Origin of the sequence: Streptomyces sp. NPDC056061 (genome assembly GCF_042266885.1) — a bacterium.
Lineage (GTDB): Bacteria > Actinomycetota > Actinomycetes > Streptomycetales > Streptomycetaceae > Streptomyces.
Window position 1 is genome coordinate 1 of sequence record NZ_JBHJWQ010000022.1, and the last position, 18,822, is coordinate 18,822.

At 71.3% G+C, this 18,822-nt stretch carries 11 protein-coding genes; 3 read left to right on the forward strand and 8 right to left on the reverse strand.

Features of this window, described 5'->3' with window-relative positions:
- Positions 1-12: 12 nt before the first annotated feature.
- Positions 13-3,933: a type I polyketide synthase gene (locus tag ACFC79_RS26700; protein WP_376244744.1), complete on the forward strand. Its 3,921-nt coding sequence runs from the start codon at positions 13-15 to the stop codon at positions 3,931-3,933.
- A gap of 86 nt (positions 3,934-4,019) precedes the next feature.
- Here the strand turns inward: ACFC79_RS26700 and ACFC79_RS26705 are convergent, their stop codons facing one another.
- The 3 genes from ACFC79_RS26705 to ACFC79_RS26715 form a co-directional block, all read right to left on the reverse strand.
- A complete protein-coding gene (locus ACFC79_RS26705) occupies positions 4,020-4,973 on the reverse strand; it encodes an ACP S-malonyltransferase (protein WP_376244747.1) in 954 nt (317 codons plus the stop codon).
- 97 nt (positions 4,974-5,070) lie between these two features.
- Positions 5,071-6,138, reverse strand: a complete 1,068-nt coding sequence (locus ACFC79_RS26710; protein ID WP_376244749.1) for an ABC transporter permease — start codon at positions 6,136-6,138, stop codon at positions 5,071-5,073.
- Positions 6,135-7,163, reverse strand: coding sequence for an ABC transporter ATP-binding protein (locus tag ACFC79_RS26715; RefSeq protein ID WP_376244752.1), 1,029 nt, complete (start codon positions 7,161-7,163; stop codon positions 6,135-6,137). The genes ACFC79_RS26710 and ACFC79_RS26715 overlap by 4 nt, the downstream gene beginning before the upstream one ends.
- A 713-nt stretch (positions 7,164-7,876) precedes the next feature.
- Here ACFC79_RS26715 and ACFC79_RS26720 point away from each other — a divergent pair.
- Together ACFC79_RS26720 and ACFC79_RS26725 are read left to right on the forward strand one after the other, a co-directional pair.
- Complete coding sequence (locus ACFC79_RS26720) at positions 7,877-8,548, forward strand: thioesterase II family protein (protein ID WP_376244755.1); 672 nt, start codon at positions 7,877-7,879, stop codon at positions 8,546-8,548.
- Positions 8,549-8,600: 52 nt separating this feature from the next.
- Positions 8,601-10,013 carry a class I adenylate-forming enzyme family protein gene (locus tag ACFC79_RS26725; protein WP_376244758.1) on the forward strand — a complete coding sequence of 471 codons (1,413 nt, stop codon included), beginning with the start codon at positions 8,601-8,603 and terminating at the stop codon, positions 10,011-10,013.
- A 78-nt stretch (positions 10,014-10,091) separates the two neighbouring features.
- Here the strand turns inward: ACFC79_RS26725 and ACFC79_RS26730 are convergent, their stop codons facing one another.
- From ACFC79_RS26730 to ACFC79_RS26750, 5 genes are all read right to left on the reverse strand, one after another.
- A complete protein-coding gene (locus ACFC79_RS26730; protein ID WP_376244760.1) occupies positions 10,092-11,753 on the reverse strand; it encodes a flavin monoamine oxidase family protein in 1,662 nt (553 codons plus the stop codon).
- A gap of 240 nt (positions 11,754-11,993) precedes the next feature.
- Entirely contained in the window at positions 11,994-14,822 is a 2,829-nt protein-coding gene (locus tag ACFC79_RS26735; protein WP_376244763.1) for a LuxR C-terminal-related transcriptional regulator, read from the reverse strand.
- 883 nt (positions 14,823-15,705) lie between these two features.
- Positions 15,706-16,839, reverse strand: a complete 1,134-nt coding sequence (locus ACFC79_RS26740) for a hypothetical protein (protein ID WP_376244765.1) — start codon at positions 16,837-16,839, stop codon at positions 15,706-15,708.
- The gene (locus ACFC79_RS26745; protein ID WP_376244768.1) at positions 16,836-17,540 is read right to left on the reverse strand and encodes an HAD family hydrolase; all 705 of its coding nucleotides are present in this window, start codon (positions 17,538-17,540) and stop codon (positions 16,836-16,838) included. The genes ACFC79_RS26740 and ACFC79_RS26745 overlap by 4 nt, the downstream gene beginning before the upstream one ends.
- Positions 17,533-18,780 carry an acetyl-CoA carboxylase biotin carboxylase subunit family protein gene (locus tag ACFC79_RS26750; RefSeq protein ID WP_376244770.1) on the reverse strand — a complete coding sequence of 416 codons (1,248 nt, stop codon included), beginning with the start codon at positions 18,778-18,780 and terminating at the stop codon, positions 17,533-17,535. The genes ACFC79_RS26745 and ACFC79_RS26750 overlap by 8 nt, the downstream gene beginning before the upstream one ends.
- Positions 18,781-18,822: the final 42 nt, after the last annotated feature.

The window sequence follows — 18,822 nt, forward strand, 5'->3', positions numbered from 1 at the left end:
GTGGTGCCGGGGGTGGCTCGGGTGCCGTTCCTGTCGACGGTGACGGGGCAGTGGGTGGAGGGTCCGGAGCTGGACGCGGAGTACTGGTTCGCGAACCTGCGGCGCACCGTCGAGCTGGAGGGTGCGGTCCGTCGTCTGCTGGATGAGGGGTTCGGGGTGTTCGTGGAGTCGAGTGCGCATCCGGTGCTGGCGGTGGGTGTGCAGGAGACGGCTGAGGATGCGGGTCGTGAGGCGGCTGTGGTGGGGTCGTTGCGGCGTGGTGAGGGTGGTCCGGAGCGGTTCTGGTTGTCGCTGGGCGAGGCATGGGCCCGGGGTGTCGAGGTGGACTGGGGCGCGGTGTTCGAGGGCACGGGTGCCCGCAGGACCGACCTGCCCACCTACGCCTTCCAGCACCAGCGCTACTGGATCGAGGTCCCTGCCTCGGCCGTGGGCGACGTCTCCTCCGCCGGACTCGGTGCCGCCGGGCACCCGCTGCTGGGTGCGGCCGTCGACCTCCCGGACTCGGACGGCGTCCTGCTGACCGGACGGCTCTCGCTCCAGACCCACCCCTGGCTCGCCGACCACGCCGTCGCGGGCACCGTACTGGTGCCGGGTACCGCCTTCGTCGAACTGGCGGTGCGCGCGGGCGATCAGGTCGACTGCGACCTGCTGGAGGAGCTGACGCTGGAGGCGCCGCTGATCCTGCCGGAGCGCGGCGGGGTCCAGCTGCGACTTGTCGTCGGCGCAGCCGATGCCACCGGGCGCCGGACGCTGGAGATCCACTCCCGTGCGGAGCAGCGGGCGGGCGCCGAGGACCGGGCCGACGAGCCGTGGAGCCGCAACGCGAGTGGCGTGCTCATGGCCGACACGGCCGGGCGACCGGCCGGGGAGCTCGCGGTCTGGCCGCCGGTGGACGCCGTCGCCGTCGAGGTGGACGAGCTGTACGAGCGGTTCGCGGACGGCGGGTTCGGGTACGGCCCGGCCTTCCGGGGCCTGCGGGCCGCCTGGCGCCGGGGCGACGAGGTCTTCGCCGAACTGCGACTGCCGGACGGACAGCGTTCCGACGCCGCCCTGTTCGGGCTGCACCCGGCGCTGCTGGACGCCGCACTGCACGGGGTCGCGCTCGGCGACTTCCTCGGCACGGAAGCGGACGGCATACGGCTGCCGTTCTCCTGGAGCGGAGTGGCCCTGCACGCCGCGGGTGCCTCGGCGCTGCGGGTGCGCATCGCCCCGGCCGGTCCGGACGCGGTCGCCCTGACGGTGGCCGACGAGGCGGGCGGCGCGGTCATGACCGTCGACTCGCTGGTTCTGCGGCGCATCGCTCCCGAGCAACTGCGGGCGGCCCGGATCGCCTATCACGATTCGCTGTTCCGGCTGGAGTGGCAGGCGCTGCCCGCCGCGGCCTCCGCGGCCCGGCCCACCACGCCGTGGGCGGTGGTCGGCGCCGACCACCTGGGCCTGGGTGCCGCGCTGGAGGCGGCCGGGGTCGACTGCGAGAACCACCCGGACCTGGCCGGGCTCGCCGCGCTGATCGCCTCCGGCAGGCCCGTGCCCGAACTCGTCCTGATTCCCTATGCCGCGGAACCGGCCGGAGACACGGCGCAGGCGGCCGGACGGGCCGCGCACGCCGCGCTGGCGGACGTGCAGACGTGGCTCGCGGAGGACGGATTCGCCGGGGCCAGGCTGGCGTTCGTCACCCGTGGCGCCGTGGCCACCACCGTCGACGCGGACGTGTCCGACCTGGTGCACGCCCCCGTGTGGGGCCTGGTGCGCACCGCGCAGACGGAGAATCCGGACCGGTTCCTGCTCCTGGACCTGGACGGCGACGAGGCGTCCCGGTACGCCCTGCCCGCCGCGGTGGCCTCCGGCGAGCCGCAGCTCGCCCTGCGTACCGGTGGCCTGCACGTGCCGCGGCTGACCCGGGTGGCGGACGAGGCGCCCGAACAGGCACCGGAGTTCGACCCGGAGGGCACGGTGCTGATCACCGGTGCCACCGGGGTCCTCGGCGGACTGCTGGCCCGGCACCTGGTCGCCGAGCACGGAGTGCGCCACCTGCTGCTCACCAGCAGGCGCGGCGAGAGGGCCGAGGGCGTGCCCGAGCTCGTCGACGCCCTGCGGGCACGAGGTGCCGAGGTGACCGTCGCGGCCTGCGACGCCGCCGACCGCGACGCGCTGGCACGGCTGCTGGCCGAGGTGCCTGCGGACCGGCCGCTGCGGGCGGTGCTGCACACCGCCGGAGTGCTGGACGACGGGCTGATCCCGGCGCTCACTCCGGCCCGGATCGACAGTGTCTTCCGGCCCAAGGTGGCCGCGGCGCAGAACCTGCACGAGCTGACCCGCGACCTCGACCTGACCGCGTTCGTGCTCTTCTCCTCCGCCGCCGGTACCTTCGGCGCACCGGGCCAGGGCAACTACGCGGCCGCCAACGTCTTCCTGGACGCGCTCGCCCGGCACCGGCGGGCCGCGGGGCTGCCCGCGCTCTCGCTGGCCTGGGGCCTGTGGGAACAGCGCTCGGCGATGACCGGCGACATGGCGGACGCGGACGTGGCGCGCATGGCGCGGTCCGGGATGGCGCCGCTGACCTCGGCGGACGGCCTGGAGCTGTTCGACGCGGCGTGGACGGCGTATGCGGTGGACGCGGAGTCGCTGCTGATTCCGCTGCACCTGGACCTCGGGCCGCTGCGTGCCCAGGCCGACGCGGGCGCACTGCCCGCCGTCTTCCGGGGACTGGTGCGCGGGGCCCGGCGGCGTAAGGCCGACGCCGCCCCCGTGGATCTGGCCGGCCCCTCGCTGGCGCAGCGGCTGGCCGGGATCGCCGAGGCCGAGCGGGAAGGCGTGGTGCGAGAGCTGGTGTCCGCGCAGGCCGCGGTCGTCCTGGGCTTCGCGGACGCCGACGCCGTCGGGCCCGACCGCGGTTTCCTGGAGCTGGGCTTCGACTCGCTGACCGCGGTGGAGCTGCGCAACCGGCTCAACGCGGCGAGCGGGCTTCGGCTGCCCCCGACGCTGCTGTTCGACCACGGCACACCCACCCTCGTCGCGCGGCACATGCTGGAGCATCTCGCCGACGCGGTGGCCGGTTCCGCGGCCCCGGCGGGCGCGGAGAGGGAGTCGGCCGGTGGGGCCGGGCAGGACGGTGTGTTCGGCCCGATGCTGCGGGAGGCCGGGGCGTCGGGGCGGCAGGAGGAGTTCACCCGTCTGCTGATGGATGTCTCGCGCTTCCGGCCGTCCTTCGGCAGTGCCGCCGAGCTGACCCGGACCCCCGCCCCGGTGCGGCTCTCGCGCGGGGAGGAGTCGGCGCCGCCCGCGCTGATCTGCTTCTCCTCGATCCTGACCCTGTCGGGCCCGCACCAGTACGCGCGGTTCGCCGCGGACTTCCGCGGCCACCGGGACGTCTGGGCCGTGGCCAACCCCGGCTTCGTCGCCGGGGAACAGCTCCCGGCCACCGCGGAGGCGGTCGTCGAGGTGCTGGCCGAGGCGGTGCTGCGGCAGGCGGACGGCGGCCCGTTCGTGCTGCTGGGCCACTCCTCGGGCGGCATGCTGGCGCACGAGGTGGCCGCCCGGCTGGAGAGCGGCGGCGTCTTCCCCGAGGGAGTCGTACTGCTCGACATCTACTCCCACGACGCGGACGCGGCCACCGGCATCCAGCCCGGTCTGACCGCGGGGGTGGGCGAGCGGAGCGAGAGCTACGTGCCGGTCGACGACGCCCGGCTGCTGGCGATGGGCGCCTACTTCCGGCTCTTCGGCGAGTGGCGGCCGCGTGAGATCAAGACGCCGACGCTGCTGGTGCGGGCGGGGGAGCGGCTGTTCGACTGGACCCGTGGCGAGGGCGGTGACTGGCGTGCGTACTGGGACTCGGCGCACACCGTGCTGGACGTGCCCGGCAACCACTTCACCATGATGGAGGAGCACGCCGCGACGACCGCTCGGGCCGTGACGGACTGGCTGTCGGCCTGACACACCGACCACGAAGAGGGCCGGGCCCGCGCTCCCCGAGACTTCGGGAGGTGCGGGCCCGGCCCTCTTCGTGCGGGGCCCGGTCGTCAGCGTCGGCGCGGGGGCCGGCCCCGCTTGGCGGGACCCACCCTGACCACCTCGAAGTTGGACTTGGTGCGGTCCAGGCGGTGGAAGAGGTTGTCGGGGCCGGTGATGCAGAGCTTCGTCACACCGTCGGCCTTGAGCGTGTCGACCACCTTGGGCCAGTGGATGGGCAGGTCGAAGGTGTCCAGCAGCATGGTGCGCAGCTCGTCGGCGGTCCGGACGATCGTGCCGTCCTGGTCGGTGACGACCGGCAGCCTCGGGTCGGCGAGCGCGTACTTCGGCAGGACGTCCTCCTCGACGCGGCGTCGCAGCTCCTTGAAGGCGGGCGCGTGCACCGCCGGGACCATGGTGTACATCGAGTAGCCGCCGATCGCGCTGACCCGGCGCTTGAGCTCCGCCAGCTCCTTCTCCCGCAGGGAGACCATGCAGAAACCCTCGTCGAGGTGGCCGGAGTAGTCGTACCATTCGCCGCGCTCGTCGAACTCGGCGAGAATGCCGGCGAGTCGGTCCTGCGGGGTCCGGAAGAAGGTGTGGGTCACCGCGTCCTGGTACTCCTCGGCGAAGTAAGCGAGTTCGCAGCGGGCCATCTCGGCGGTGAGCCGGACCAGTTCGGGAAAGGGCAGCGATCCGACGAACGCGGTGGCCGCCTTCTGGCCGAAGCTGGGGCCCACGCAGATGTCCGGGGTGATGCCCAGTTCCTCGACCGCCCGGTCGGCCGCGGCCATCGAGTTGACGAGGAAGGCGATCTGCGTGGCCTCGGAGTAGTCGTCCTGGGATTCGCGGAGCCGGTCGAAGACGGAGTACCCCAGCGCCTCGTCGGCCTCCGCCAGCCGCCTGCGGGCGAAGGGGTCGAGCACCAGGAACCTGCCCACCTCGGCGAAGGCGGACGGCCCCATGCCGGGGAAGACGATGGCGGTCCTGGGCTGCCCGGCCGCGGTCTGCTCGGTTGCCGTCATGGCAGGTGTGTCCTCACTACTGGACGGTGGGAGAAAACGCGTTCGAGGGGCCTGCGCGGGCAGGCCCCTCGGGATGTCGCACACAGGTGATTCGCGGTCAGTCCTGCGCCCGCTTGTTGAATCCCCTGATGCCGATGAAGCCGTAGACCAGGCAGGCGGCACCGATGGCGGAGATGCAGATCCACAGCGGGATCGAGTCCGGGCCCTCGGGCGGCAGCAGCAGCCCGCGCATCGCCTCACTGACGTACGTCAGCGGGTTGAAGGCGCACAGGATCTGGAACCACCGGATGTCCGACAGGCTCTGCCACGGGAACTGGGTGGCACCGGTGAACATGATCGGGGTCAGCGTCATGGCGAAGACGATGCTGATGTGGCGCGGCGGTGCCAGCGTTCCCAGCGTCAGCCCGACACAACCGCCGACCAGACCGCCGAGGCTCAGGATGCCCAGCGTCTGGGGGAGGGTGTGCAGCGGCCAGGAGACGTTGTCCAGCAGCATCAGACCGATCGGGATCATGATCAGCGAACCGATGAGGCCCCGGATCGCACCGAAGATCGCCTTCTCCACCGCCACCAGCGCGGTCGGGATCGGTGCCAGCAGCCGGTCCTCGATCTCCTTGGTCCAGGAGAAGTCGATGGCCAGCGGCAGTGCGGTGTTCTGCAGCGCGACGAGGAAGCTGTTGAGCGCGACGACACCCGGCAGCAGCACCTGCTCGAAGCCGGGCGTGGTGTAGCCGAGTTCGCCCAGCACCTTGCCGAACACGAACAGGATGAAGAACGGCTCGACCAGCACCTGGCCCAGGAAGGGGGCGATCTCCCGGCCGGTGACGAAGATGTCCCGCCACAGGATGAAGAAGAACGTCCGCCAGCGTCCGGCCCTGCGCCGGTGCCGACCGCCCTTGGCACCCGGGAAACGGGTGGACTCGGCAGGCAGCTTCGGACCGACGGGGCCGGGCGGACCACCGGGTCCCGTCACCGTGCCGACGACGGGACCGGGGGCGGGTGCGGACATGGTCGCGGTCTTCTCCTCGGCCGGAACGGCGGAGATGACGAGCGTGTCCGCGCCGGACTGCTTGCCGCCCTTGCCGGGCACCGGCGCACCGGCGGCCCCGCCGCCGGGGGGCCTGGCACCCCCGGCGGGTGTGGAAGGGGTTGCGGAGGTGGTCATCGCAGCTCTCTTCCGGTCAGCTCGACGAAGACGTCTTCCAGGGTCGACTGGCTGACACTCAGGTCCTTGATCGCGCAACCGGCGTCGGTAAGGGCCTTGATGGTCGGGGGCAGGATGACCGAGGACGACGCGTCGCTGTAGACCTTCAGCCGGACGCTGTTGTCGATGCTCACCCCGCCCTCCAGCAGGCTGTCCACCAGGTCGTCGTCATCCTGCTGGAACGTCTCGACCCGCTCCACGCCCTGGATGCTGCGGATCAGCGAGAGGGCGTAGTCGATCCCGTTGGACGGCGGATGCACCGACACCGTCAGTGCGGTGCTGTTGATCGTGTCGATCAGCGCCTGCGGGGTGTCGAGCGCCAGCAGCTTGCCGTGGTCGACGATCCCGATCCGGTCGCACAGCTTGGCGGCCTCGTCCATGTTGTGGGTGGTGATGACCACCGTGACGCCGCGCTGCTTGAGCTCGGCCACCCGTTCGTGGACGAAGATCTGCGACTGCGGGTCCAGACCGGTGGCCGGCTCGTCGAGGAACAGCACCCTCGGACGGTGCATCAGCGCACGGGCGATCATCACCCGCTGCGCCTGACCGCCGGAGACCTGATCCGCCCGGGCGTCGCCGTGGTCGGACAGCCCCACCCACTCCAGGCTCTCGTCGGCGAGCTTGTTGCGGTCCACCCGCGACAACCCGTGGTACCCGGCGTGGAAAGTCAGATTCTGGCGAATCGTCAACGACCGGTCGAGGTTGTTCCGTTGCGGCACGACGGCGAAGGACTGACGGGCCACTGCCGGTTTGGCCACCACGTCGACGCCCTGTACGAACGCTCGCCCGCCGCTCGGTGCCACCCGGGTGGTCAGAATGCCGATGGTGGTGGTCTTGCCGGCCCCGTTGGGGCCGAGGAACCCGAAGACCTCGCCGTGGTTGACCGTGAAACTCAGATCGTCCACCGCGGGCGCGGGTCGGCCGGAATAATGCTTTTTGAGGCCGTCGACGATGACGGCGAAATCCATGGTGTGTGATGTATCCATCGATGCCTGTGTATCGGACGGAACACGAGACGGCAGCGCGGTGTTGTGCCAGAACAGACCAAAGGCGACCTGCTGCGCTGTCGCGCACCGATTATGGGATTACGGAAACGTACGTGCCCAGTTCTAACACGCACCGTGAACCCGAGGGCAGGGCGGCCTCGATAATTAGGGGGTTGTCCGACGCGATGAGGGGTACCTAAGGGCTGTCCCATAATCCCCGGCGGGTGCGCGACGACAGCTGCGGCACCTTGTCGCGTTGTCGGAACGCCCGAATGCGGCCAGTATGCGGACGCCCCTCCGCCTTGCGATGCACCGCATCTGACGCCGCACGCCGATCCACCAGGGATTGCGGGGCAGCCCTCAGGGGGGTGCCGGATATGGGTGGTGAATTCATTAATTTACACCTCTGGCACCCCTGCGGCGAGGAGTGAATACCCCGGGACGGGCCGGTGCAACCATGTGAGCGGATAGCGGTTACTAGGGGTTGTGGCACTCGGATGCGAGCTCATAGCCTTGCGGCGTGAGCGCTTCGAATAGCTCTTTACCGAACAGCTCTTTACCGATAGTAATGGTGAGGGGGAGGGTGGGTAACGCGTCGAGGGCTTCGCGGCGACGACGGCAAGGTGTAGAGATCCACTCATGAAGGCATCGACCACCGGGACGACCGGCGGCACACACGCCGACGGGATCAACCGGCAACGAGGAAGTATTCGTTGAGCAAGGTCGAACCCGATGGTGTCAACCTCATTCGGATTGTGCAACCGGAGACCCCCAGCAGCTTCCGGCTGATCTGCTTTCCCGAATGCGCCGAATCCACCGCGTATTTCCTCTCCCTCTCGGAGCTGCTCCTGCCCACCGTGGAGGTGCTCGTGGTCCAGTACCTGCCCGACATCGACGGTGGACAGGGCGACCACGTCACCGACTCGCCGGAACTGGTGGACCGGGTTCTCGACGTCCTGGGGGAGTGGACCGGCCGGCCCGTCGCCCTCTTCGGCCACCGGGCCGGTGCCGCCCTCGCCTACCGCGTCGCCGAACGCCTGGAACGGGAGTCGGAGTCGGCGGTGCTCACCCTGTTCGTCTCCGGGAGCACCGCGCAGCGGGGCTCCGGCCGACGGGACACGCCGCTGGGCCCGCCGGTACTCGCCTGCCGCGTCGTCGCGCTCGCCGGCGAACGCGACCCGAAGACACCACTGCACGCCGTGCGGGCCTGGCGGCGGTGCACCCGCGGACGGTTCGACCTTGAGGTGTTTCCCGGGGCCCGCGGCTATCTCGACGCGAGCCGGAGAGAGGTCGTCAATCTGGTGCACGACCAGCTGCTCTCCCAGTCAAACCTCGATGCCGAGTGGGAAATCGGCGCCGACGACAAGGGCGCCCACGGGCCGTAGAGGTCCCGCGGCTGCCCGTACTCCAGACAGAGGAAGAGGAAGAGTACGACCGATGACCGCGAAGATCTTTGCAGTCGACTCGGCGCAGACCCTCGCAGATTTCGAGCAGGACGCACTGCGTGTCGCCGATGTGATCCGTGAACGCGGGGTGGCCGAGGGCGACCGCGTCATTCTCAAGGCCGGCAATTCCGCCGCCTATGTCAGCGTGCTGTTCGCACTGATGCACGTCGGCGCCTCCATCGTGCTGGTCGACCAGCAGGAGCACGTCGACGAGACCCGCCGCATCGCGCTGCGCACCGGCGCCGTGATGGCGCTCGTCGACGACGACGCGCCGATCGACGACGAGACCCCCGCCGTGCACCTCTACGAGCTGATCGCTCCCGCCGTCGGCCGCCCGGTCGCCCCGGGCCTGCGACTGGACTTCGGCTCCTGGGGCGACCGGCCCGACGGCCTCATCATGTGGACGTCGGGCTCCACCGGCAGCCCCAAGGGCGCCGTCAAGTCGGGCGCCAAGTTCCTGAAGAACCTGGAACGCAACGCGGACCAGGTGGGCCACCGCTCCGACGACGTCCTGATGCCGCTGCTGCCCTTCGCCCACCAGTACGGGCTGTCCATGGTGCTGATCGCCTGGATACGGCAGTGCTCGCTGGTCATCGCCCCGTACAAGCGGCTCGACCGCGCGGTGCAACTGGCCGGACGGACCGGCACCACCGTCATCGACGCCACCCCCTCCAGCTATCGCTCCATCCTCAACCTGGTCAACCGCAAGCCCGTCCTGCGCGCCCAGCTGGAGTCGGTGCGGATGTTCTGCTCCGGCGCGGCGCCGCTGGACGGAACGCTCTCCGACCGCTATCTCGACGCGTTCGGGCTGGCGCTGCTCGACAGCTACGGCTCCACCGAGCTCGGCAACATCGCCTTCGCCACCCTGGACAACCCGGTCTCCTGCGGCCGGGCCATGGACGGCATCAAGCTGCGGATCGTGGACGAGGACGGGATTCCGGTGGCCCCCGGCGAAGCCGGCGAGATCGAGGTCGACACCCCGGACGCGCTGGAGGGCCACCTGGCCGAGGACGGCGGCATCGACTCGTTCCCGACCGGCTGGCAGCCCACCGGCGACCTCGGCTACCTCGACGCGCAGGACAACCTCTACGTCCTGGGCCGCAAGTTCGCCGTGCACCGCATGGGATACACGCTCTACCCCGAACTCATCGAGCGCAAGGCCGCCGTCTCGCACATATCCACCCGTATCGTGCCGCTGCCCGACGAGCGGCGCGGCGCGCAGCTCGTCTTCTTCGTCGAGGACGAGGAACGGCGGGAAGCCTCGTACTGGCGCGACCGGCTGTGCGAGGTGCTGCCCGCCTACGAGCAGCCCAACCGGGTCGTGGTGCTGGAGTCGTTCCCGCTCAACCGCAACGGCAAGCCGGACAAGAAGGCGCTGGAGAAGCTGGCCGGGGAACAGCCGTAACCGGCGGTCGCGCACGGCGACGACGAGGGGGCCGGTGGTGGATCGCTCCACCACCGGCCCCCTCGTCCCTGCGGACTCTCAGCCGTACGGCAGATCCAACGGCGCCAGCTCGTGGAACAGATCGCCGGGGCCCGGGTTGTCCGGGTGGGTGGTCCCACCGAGATGGTTCAGCACACCCCACACCGCGTTGAGGGCCGTGGTCACCGCGCCCTCGGCGAAGCCCGCGGTCCAGGACACGTCGTCGCCGCACAGGAAGAGACCGCGCTGCGCCGCGTCCAGGTCCTCCTGCATGAACTGGGTGAACAGCCGCCGCTGATAGCGGTACTGGCCGGGAAGGTTGGACTTGAAGGCGCCCATGAAGCGCGGCTCCGTCTCCCAGGTGACGGTCAACGGCTCCGCGATGACATGGGAACGTATGTCGACCGCCGGGTACACCTCCGCCAGCCGGGACAGCAGGACCTCCAGCCGCTCCTCGGCGCAGAGCGTGGCGACCTTCAGCGAGTCGTCGTTCCAGGTGTACGACAGGCACATCACGCCGGGACGGTCCGGGCCGTCGTCGAAGAGGTAGACCCCGCGCGGCATGCGGTCGGTCAGCGTCATGCTCATCGCTTCGGCGCCGGTGACCGGGTCGCGGTCCCGCCAGAACGGGCGGTCGACCAGCACGAACAGCTTGGACGCCCCCATGTAGTGGGTGCGCTCCACCGCCGTCCAGTGCTCGGTGGGCAACAGCGCGGGGTCGCAGTCGACGCGGTTGAGCAGCGCCCACACGTGCGGGCTGAAGACGACCGCCGGGAAGTCCCGGGCCCGGCCGCTCTCGTCGGTGACCCGGATGCCCTCCGCGGTGCGCCGCAGCCGGGTGACCGCGGGCAGGGGGCGGCCGTCCGGATGCAGCGAGGCGACCGAGGTGCCCTGCGGCCAGTGGGCGAGCCGCCGCGGCCGGTGCTCCCACAGCCCCAGCGGCACCTGCTGCGAACCGCCCACGATGCTGTGGTGGTTGTCGTCCGCCTCGGTGAAGACGACGCGCAGGATCTCCAGCACCGAATTGGGGAAGTCGGTGTCCCAGCCGCCGGTGCCGAAGCCGACCTGCCCGAAGATCTCCCGGTGGCGGAAGGACTGGAAGGCGCCGGAGGTGGCCAGGAAACCGTAGAAGGACTGGTCGTCGTACTCCCGCACCAGCCGGTTCCAGACCGCCTTGAGCGTCTCGACGTCCCGCCGACGGATGGCGTCGCGGACCGTGGAGAGCTCGGCGTGCTCCTGGAGCGCCTTCTCCCAGGCGTCGGCGACCTCCTGGTAGACACCGGGCAGTTCGGCAACGGTGGACGCCCGGTGCCGGACGCCGTTGAGGTCGATCAGCGTGCTCGGGGTGGACGGTGCCAGCGGGTTGGGGAACGGGCGGGTGCTCAGGCCCAGCAGGTCGATGTAGTGGAACAGCGAGCGCGCGGAGACCGGGAAGCGCATGGCCCCCATCTCCGCCACGTGTTCCGGGTGCCCCGGGAAGGGAACCGAGCGCATGCGCCCGCCCAGCTGCTCGGCCTCGTAGAGGACCGGACGCAGCCCCAGCCGCATCAGTTCGTACGCGGCCGTCGAGCCGGCCATGCCGCCACCGATCACGGCGACCTCGGTGCCCGCCGCCGCGGGCGGCAGCGAACCGAGACCCGCCGGATGACGCAGCCAACTGTCGTACGAGAAAGGGAAATCCGGCACGAGCATTGTCGTCGGAGCCGCAGTGGCTGACGTCATGGGGAGAACCTCTCGGGGGCGTGCCGAAGACGATCTCACGCTAGGGGCGGCCCCGTCGGACCGACAACCCCTAGCTGCCCCTTGCCGACGGGCCGTGAACGGTCGGGGCGCGCCCCCCGGGGCGGCGTCGTCCGCCCGGAGACCGGGGCCGGTTGCCCCGCCTCCGGGCGGACGCCCGCGACGCGCTCGCGGACACGACCGGGGTCCGGACCGCGCCCGCCGGAGGGTGCGGAGCGGCCCCTACGCGGTGTGCGCCACGTCGGATCCGAGACCCGCCGGGAGGTCGCGCCGCTGACTGATGTTGATCTTCCGGTAGACGCGGGTGAGGTGCTGCTCCACCGTGCTGATCGTGATGAACAGCTTGGCCGCTATCTCACGGTTCGTGTACCCGGAGGCGGCCAGCGCCGCGACCCGTCGCTCGGCGTCGGAGAGGCAGGAGAACCCGGCCACGGACCCGCCGCCCGCCTGCCGTGCGCCCACGGCCTCGGCCGCCCCCCGGCCGCGGGCGCGCTGGAGCGAACGGGACAGCTCCTCGGCGCCGCAGCCGTCCGCCAGCCGCCAGGCACGGCGGGTCATCAGACGGCTGGTGTCCGCGTCCTCCAGCTGCTTGTGCGCCTCGGCGAGCTGCGCCATCGTGCGCGCCATCCCGTACCAGCTGTCGCCGCTCTGCAGCAGGTCCAGCGCCTGCTGGAGCAGCTCGGGCTGCTCGGCGACCGGCCGGGTCGCGGCGAGCACGTACAGCGAGGAGCCACGGGTACGGGGCAGGACGGGAGGCACCAGGTCGAGCTGCTCCTGTGCCATCCGCGCCGCCTTCTCCTTGTGGCCCAGCGCCAGCCAGGTCTCGGCGAAGCCCAGGCGCCACGGCACCACGGAGGGGGAGTCCAGGCCCCAGGCGGTCATCCGCTCCCCGCAGGCGCGCAGGTCGGTGAGGGCCGCGTGGTGACGGCCGGTGGCCAGCTGGTGCATACCGCGGGCGTACAGATAGTGCAGCCCGAACCGGGTTTGGAACAGCGCCTCGGGGACCGGGCGGGCCAGCAGCTTGCCCGCCGCGTCGTGCTGGCCCATGGCGGTGTGCGCCTCGACCAGCACCGCCAGCGGCATGCCCACGTTCACCCCCCAGCCGCGTGCCGGCAGCTGCTCCAGGGCGCCCTCCGCGTACCGCGCCGCGTCGTGGAGGCGTCCCCTGCGCAGGGCGATGTGGCCGCGGATGGCGCCGAAGTCGGCAAGCCATGCCCGGGTGAAGCGGTCCCCGGCCTCCGCCAGCACCCTGTCGCACCAGGTGGCCGCGGCGGTGATGCGATCCCCGTAGATCAGCGTGCGCAGCGCGACCCGGAGCGCGTACGCCGTCCGCTCGCTCAGCCGGGTGCTCTCCAGCACCCGCTCCGCGGCCTGCACGGCGGAGACGTCGGTGGCGTCGGCCATGACCCGCCGCAGGGCGGTCAGAGCGGTGATCTCGGGGGTGTCGCCGGTGCCGAGGTCCGGTGCCGGGCCGAGGTCCCGGTGCTGCTCCTCGTCCTCGACGATGCTCCGCAGCTCCAGGAACTCCGGCAGTGCGGCGCCGGGGAAGGTGCAGGACAGGTTCAGGCCGAGGGCCCGCAGCTCCGGGTCCAGCTCCGCCCCGGGGGCCTGTGCCAGGGTCCGGGTGACCTGCCCGACGGCGGCGGCGGCGTCGTCCAGCGAACCGATGCGCAGCAGCCCGGCGGCCACCCGCAGGGTGTGCCGGGGCGGCAGCAGCCCCTCTCGGGCCGGACCGGCGAGCGACTGGAGTCGCTGCCCCTGTGTCAGCGGTTTGACCCGCCACAGCGCGTCGGCCAGTGTCGCCTGGATGATGAGTGACTCCTGCTCATCCGTGCAGCAGTGCTTGGCCAGGTGCAGACAGCGGACGGCAAGCTCGGGGCGGTCCTCGGCGAGCGCCAGCCGGGCCGCCTCCCGCAACGCCGACGACGCCCACTCCTCGTTCGGTGCCGCCTCCTCGTGGCTCAGCAACTGTTCGGCCACGTCGGTGGGGTCGGCGCCCTCCTGATGCAGCAGGTGCGCAGCCCGGCGATGCAGCCGTCCGAGCTCCTCGCCGGGCAGGTCGTCGAGGAGCACGGTCCGGACCTCGTCGCACCGGAACCCGGTGCCGCGGAGGATGCCCGCCTCGCCGAGGGCGGCGACGGACTGCCGTACGACGCGTTCCTCCTTCTCGACCAGACTGCTCAGCAGCCGGGGGGAGGTGGCGTCGCCCAGCAGCGCGATGCCCTGGGCGACCCGCAGCTGGTCCGTGCCGCCGCAGCGGTGCACGCACGACAGCGCCGCCTGGCGGAAGACGTCTCCGATCACCGGGCCGTCGTCCGCGGTGTCCCCGGAGGCGTCCGGGTGCTGACCGCGGGCGAGCCGGGAGAGGCGGTCCTCCAGCAGGCTGCGCAGCAGCAGCGGGTTGCCGCCGGTGGTGGCGTGGAAGGCGGCGGCGTGACGCCGCGCGCCCTCGGCGCCGAGCTCATCGGCCAGCAGTCGGGAGACGCCGTCGACGGTGAGCGGGCCCAGCCGCACGTGGTGGACCTGCCGCTGCTGCAACAGCTCGTACAGCGTGGTGGGGGTGGCGTGTCCGGTCCGCGGGCGATGGGTGACCACCGTGGTCAGCGCCATGCCGCGGCAGCGCCGGATGGTGTACGCGAGGCACTGGAGCGACTGCGCGTCGGCGAACTGTATGTCATCGATGGCGATCAGCACTGGTGCGGATTCGGCCAATTCGGTGATCGCCCGGTGAAATCCCTGGAGCACGCCCAGCGGAACCCGGTCCGATTCCCCGTCCCCGGCGTCCGCGAAGTCCGGCCCGAGTGGTCGTGGGGACGCCCCGTGCAACAGTTGTTCCAGTACCGCGTACGGGAAGCTCTGCTCCGACGCGCACGCGATGGCGCTCAGCAACCGGACGCCCTTCGTGACGGCGTCCTCGGAAACCTGGTTGAGCAACTCCGTCCTGCCCGAGGCAACGGTACCGCTGATGACGCCGATCCCGCCCGTTTCGCCGGTCTCCCCGGCGAACAACTGGGTGAGTCGAGCCATTTCCTTGTCGCGCTCCACCAACACCTGCGTGAACTCCTTCCCCCGATAAAGACTTTCCGGGGGCGCGACAGATCCTGGCACGCTCTGCGCATGTAGTGATTCATCCACGGATGTCCGGGACCGAAGAACGTGCGCTACCCCGTACTCAAAACTCCCCATGCCCTCGGGCCCGCCCCGACTCCTTCCGGTATTGAGCTGTGCCGGCGGCGTGATACTCCGGTCGAGAGCGCCCGGCTTTCTGCGGTGGGACGTATGACAGGCCGTGTCCCCAAACCTGCCGTCCCGAGAGGATGATGGGACTGTAGCAGTGTCCGGCGCTCCGGCCGTAGGTCACCCTTTTCATGGTTTGTGGCGAATCCGCGATGGGTAACGATGGGCTCGATTACGCCCCTTGACAGCCGCTCCTCTTGCCTTGGACAGGCCGTCGAGCGCGCATCCTGCACGTCGCGGCGATGGATTTCAGCCAGTGAAATTCGGCCAGGGTGTCGATTTTCCGCACACCTCCGGCAGATTCCTCCACCATTGCTTCACGGGTGGCGGGCAGTAGCTCCATGGCCAGTTCACGCGAAAGTTACGCCAGGCGAAAATCGGCCCTTCGACGGGGCGGAGTTCTCGCTGTGTCTTTTTTGCGCCAATAACCTGGTCCGCGCCGATGTGTGGCCAGGAGCGGGGCGATATCCGCTACGTCCGGTCGCTGACCAGGCGATCCGGTCCGTACCGCCTGGTGCGGTGGGGCAAGGGCTGCCCCGTGATCCGTGGTGGATCGGCACGCGGCGTCAGATGTGGTGCATCGCAAGGCGGAGAGAGGTTCGTCACGTCCCCGGCAGCACGAACGCCCCGCCGGGGGCGGGGCGTTCGTGCTGCCGGGGGTGTCCCGTCCCGGACGGCGGCCGGGGCCGTGCGAGCCTCACATGGAGGTCCGGGCGCGGTACGCCGCGAAGCGCTCGGCGATCTCGGTGGCACGGTCCGGGGCCTCCGCGAGCGTCATCTCGGCGCAGGCGTAGCCGAGTTCCTCGGTCATGACCGCCATCGACGACGGTTCGAAGACGACGGTTCCGTCGGCACGGATCTCGCTGATGCCGTCCTGCACCTGGCCCGAGACGTTGACGGCGTGCGCCTGTTCCTCCGTCATGCCGTCGGGCAGCAGCCTGCGGAACTTGCCGGCCTCGATCGCCACCGGGCCGCCGCCGAGCGCGCCGTCCGTCCCGGGCGCGTGGACGAGGGCGTCCCGCCCGTCGGCCAGCGGCTCCAGCACGCTGAGGGCGGATGCCGCGGTCATCGCCTGGCCGGGAAGACCGCCGGTGCGCCGGTAGCGGGCGGGCAGCCGGTTCAGCAGGGCCGGGACGTCCAGCTCCGCCGTGATGTCGCGGCCGTCCGCGCGAATGCCCAGGCCCATCGCCGCGGAACCGCTGTTGCCGTGGCGGGACAACCGGTGCGAGACGTAGTGGTGGGCGACCAGCCGCACCTCGATGTCCGCGGGCTCGCGGCCCAGTTCGTCGGCGACGGCCGCGGTGATGCCCGGCACGTTGTTGGCGACGTTGCCGATGCCGATGTCCGGGGAGAGACCGATCGCGGCGAGCGCCGGGTGCACCGCGTCCGGATAGGCGGCGTTGACCACGACCGCCTCCGTGCCGGACAGCCGCACCGCCTCCATGGCCCTCATCACCGGTACCAGGTGCATCGGCAGCCAGGGCCCGTACCGCGCCGCGTACACCCGCCGGAACGCGGCGTCCTCCAGCGTCGAGATGACCCACCACGACTGGAGGCTGACCGCGAGGAAGAGGACATCCGGTGCGAACGCGGCGATCCGTTCGGCGGTGCGCGCCACGTCCGTCACATCCGTCACGGCGTGGCTGACGGTGGGCGTGTGACCGCGCTGGAGACCGCAGAAGCGCGTCAGGTTGGCGGCCCGCAGCACGGCCTCCTCGTCCCGGCCGACCAGTTGGACGTGGCGACGCCGGTCGCTGTGGGCGAGTTCGTGGAAGACCCGACGGCCGAGGTCACCGGCGCCCAGGACCATGATCTTGCGTGCGGCGTTCACGACGTACCTCCGGGGCGGGCGCTGACGGGGGCGTGCGGGGCGGCGGCCGACCGGTGGGCGGCGACCAGGGCGGGCAGGTCGCGCATCGACGGCAGGACCACGGCACCGTCGCGGTGCGGTCCCGTCGCCGGATCGGGGGTGTACTGAAGGACCCGCATGCCGGCGTCGAGCGCGGCGTCCACACCGACCGGGCTGTCCTCGACCACCAGGCAGTCGTCGACGGCGGCACCGCACCGCTCGGCCGCCCACAGGAACAGCTTCGGATCCGGCTTCCAGGCCCCGATGTCGTACGCGGAGAAGAGGCGCCCGTCGAAGTGGTGCAGGAGGCCGGCCTTCGCCAGTCGGCTCCCGATGATCTCCGGCGGGCTGTTGGACGCGACGCACAGGCCGATGTCCGGCAGGGCGCCCAGTTCGCCGAGCGCCTCGGTGACGCCCGCGAGGGGCTCCAGCCGGTCACCGATGAGCTCCTCGCACCTGGCACGGGCCAGCGGGACGGCGTCCGGCGGCGGGGGCGTCCCGGCGAGCTCCTCCATCAGGTCCAGGCATTCCTGCATCTTCTTGCCGGAGAACAGTTCGTCGCGCCGTTCCCGGCCGAGGGACAGCCCCATCAGTTCACCGATGTGGGCCAGCGCGCCGTTCTCGGCGTCCTGGGTGTCGACCAGGACCCCGTCCAGGTCGCAGATGACGAGCAGTTCACTCATAGTCGATCCAGTCCACGTTCTCGATGGCGGCCACGGTGGCGGCCAGGTCCTGGTGGGTCGCGGCGGTACCGATGACGGCGGCCGCGTTGCCGCGGGCGCCGATGCGCCAGTCCACCGACGCACCCGGGTCGGTCAGCACGGTCACCCGATCGACGTTCGGCAGCCGCCGCAGCGCCGAGACGTTGCGGATCGACCGCACCCGGCGTGCGTCGGCGGGCGGCACGACCAGGTAGTGGAAGGCGATCGGCCCGTCCTTCCGGATCTCCGGTGTCTCGTACGGCCGGCCGAGCGCGGCCGCGACGGCGACCCGTGCCGGGTCCGAGGTGCCGGAACGGACGGCCAGATCGTCCACCCAGGCGCCGAGCCTGCCGTTGACCTCGATGACCCGGGGGCCGTCGGCGGTCAGCTTGATCTCGACATCGGCGACGCCGTGGACGTTCAGGGCGCGCACCGCACGGCACGCCAGCTCCCGCACCGCCCGCTCGTCGTCCTCGGACACCATCGAGAAACCGCCGTAGCCACCGCGCTCGCGGAAGGGGTGGGCCAGCGCGAACTTGCTGGTGACGAAGACCGGCCGGACGTCGTCCCCGTCCGCCACGCAGTCCACGGCGATGTAGTCGCCCCACGGCGCCGGGGTGGGCCGGCCGACCAGCAATTCCTCGATCATCACCGCCGTCTCGACGGGGCCGTCGCCGGCCTCGTCGAAGACCTCCGCGACGGCCGCGCGGCACTCCTGCGCGGTCGTCACGGCCCGGGTGTTGCGGCTGGAGGCGCCGACGACGGGCTTGATGATGGCCGGCAGCCCGACGTGCGCGACGGCGTCGTCCACCTGGCCGGCCGAGGTGATGGTGCGGAAGCGGACCGCGTCGACGCCCGCCGCCGCGAAACGGGCGCGCTGGAGGTCCTTGTGCGTGATGGCGTCCACGTCCGCCGGACGGTGGTAGCGCAGGCCGAGCGCGTCGGCGAGCCGGACGGTGGCGGCGATCCGGAACTCGCTGAACGTGATGATGCCCGCGGGGTCGAGGGCGCGCAGCGACTCGACGGTCTCCGCCTCGGTGAGGCCCGCGGTGTCCACCACCGTGCCGACCGTCTCCAGGGTCGGGATCATCTCCCGCGCGTGGTCCGTGTCGGCCACGACGAACACCGGCGTGCAGCCCACCTCCCGGGCGGCCCGGGCCAGCCGGGTCGGCGCGAGACTGCCGGTGTCGTAGACGACGAGTAGCACCGCTTGGTCACTCATGGGTTCAACCTCTGTGTCGGAGGGGCGATGGGGCGGTGTGCG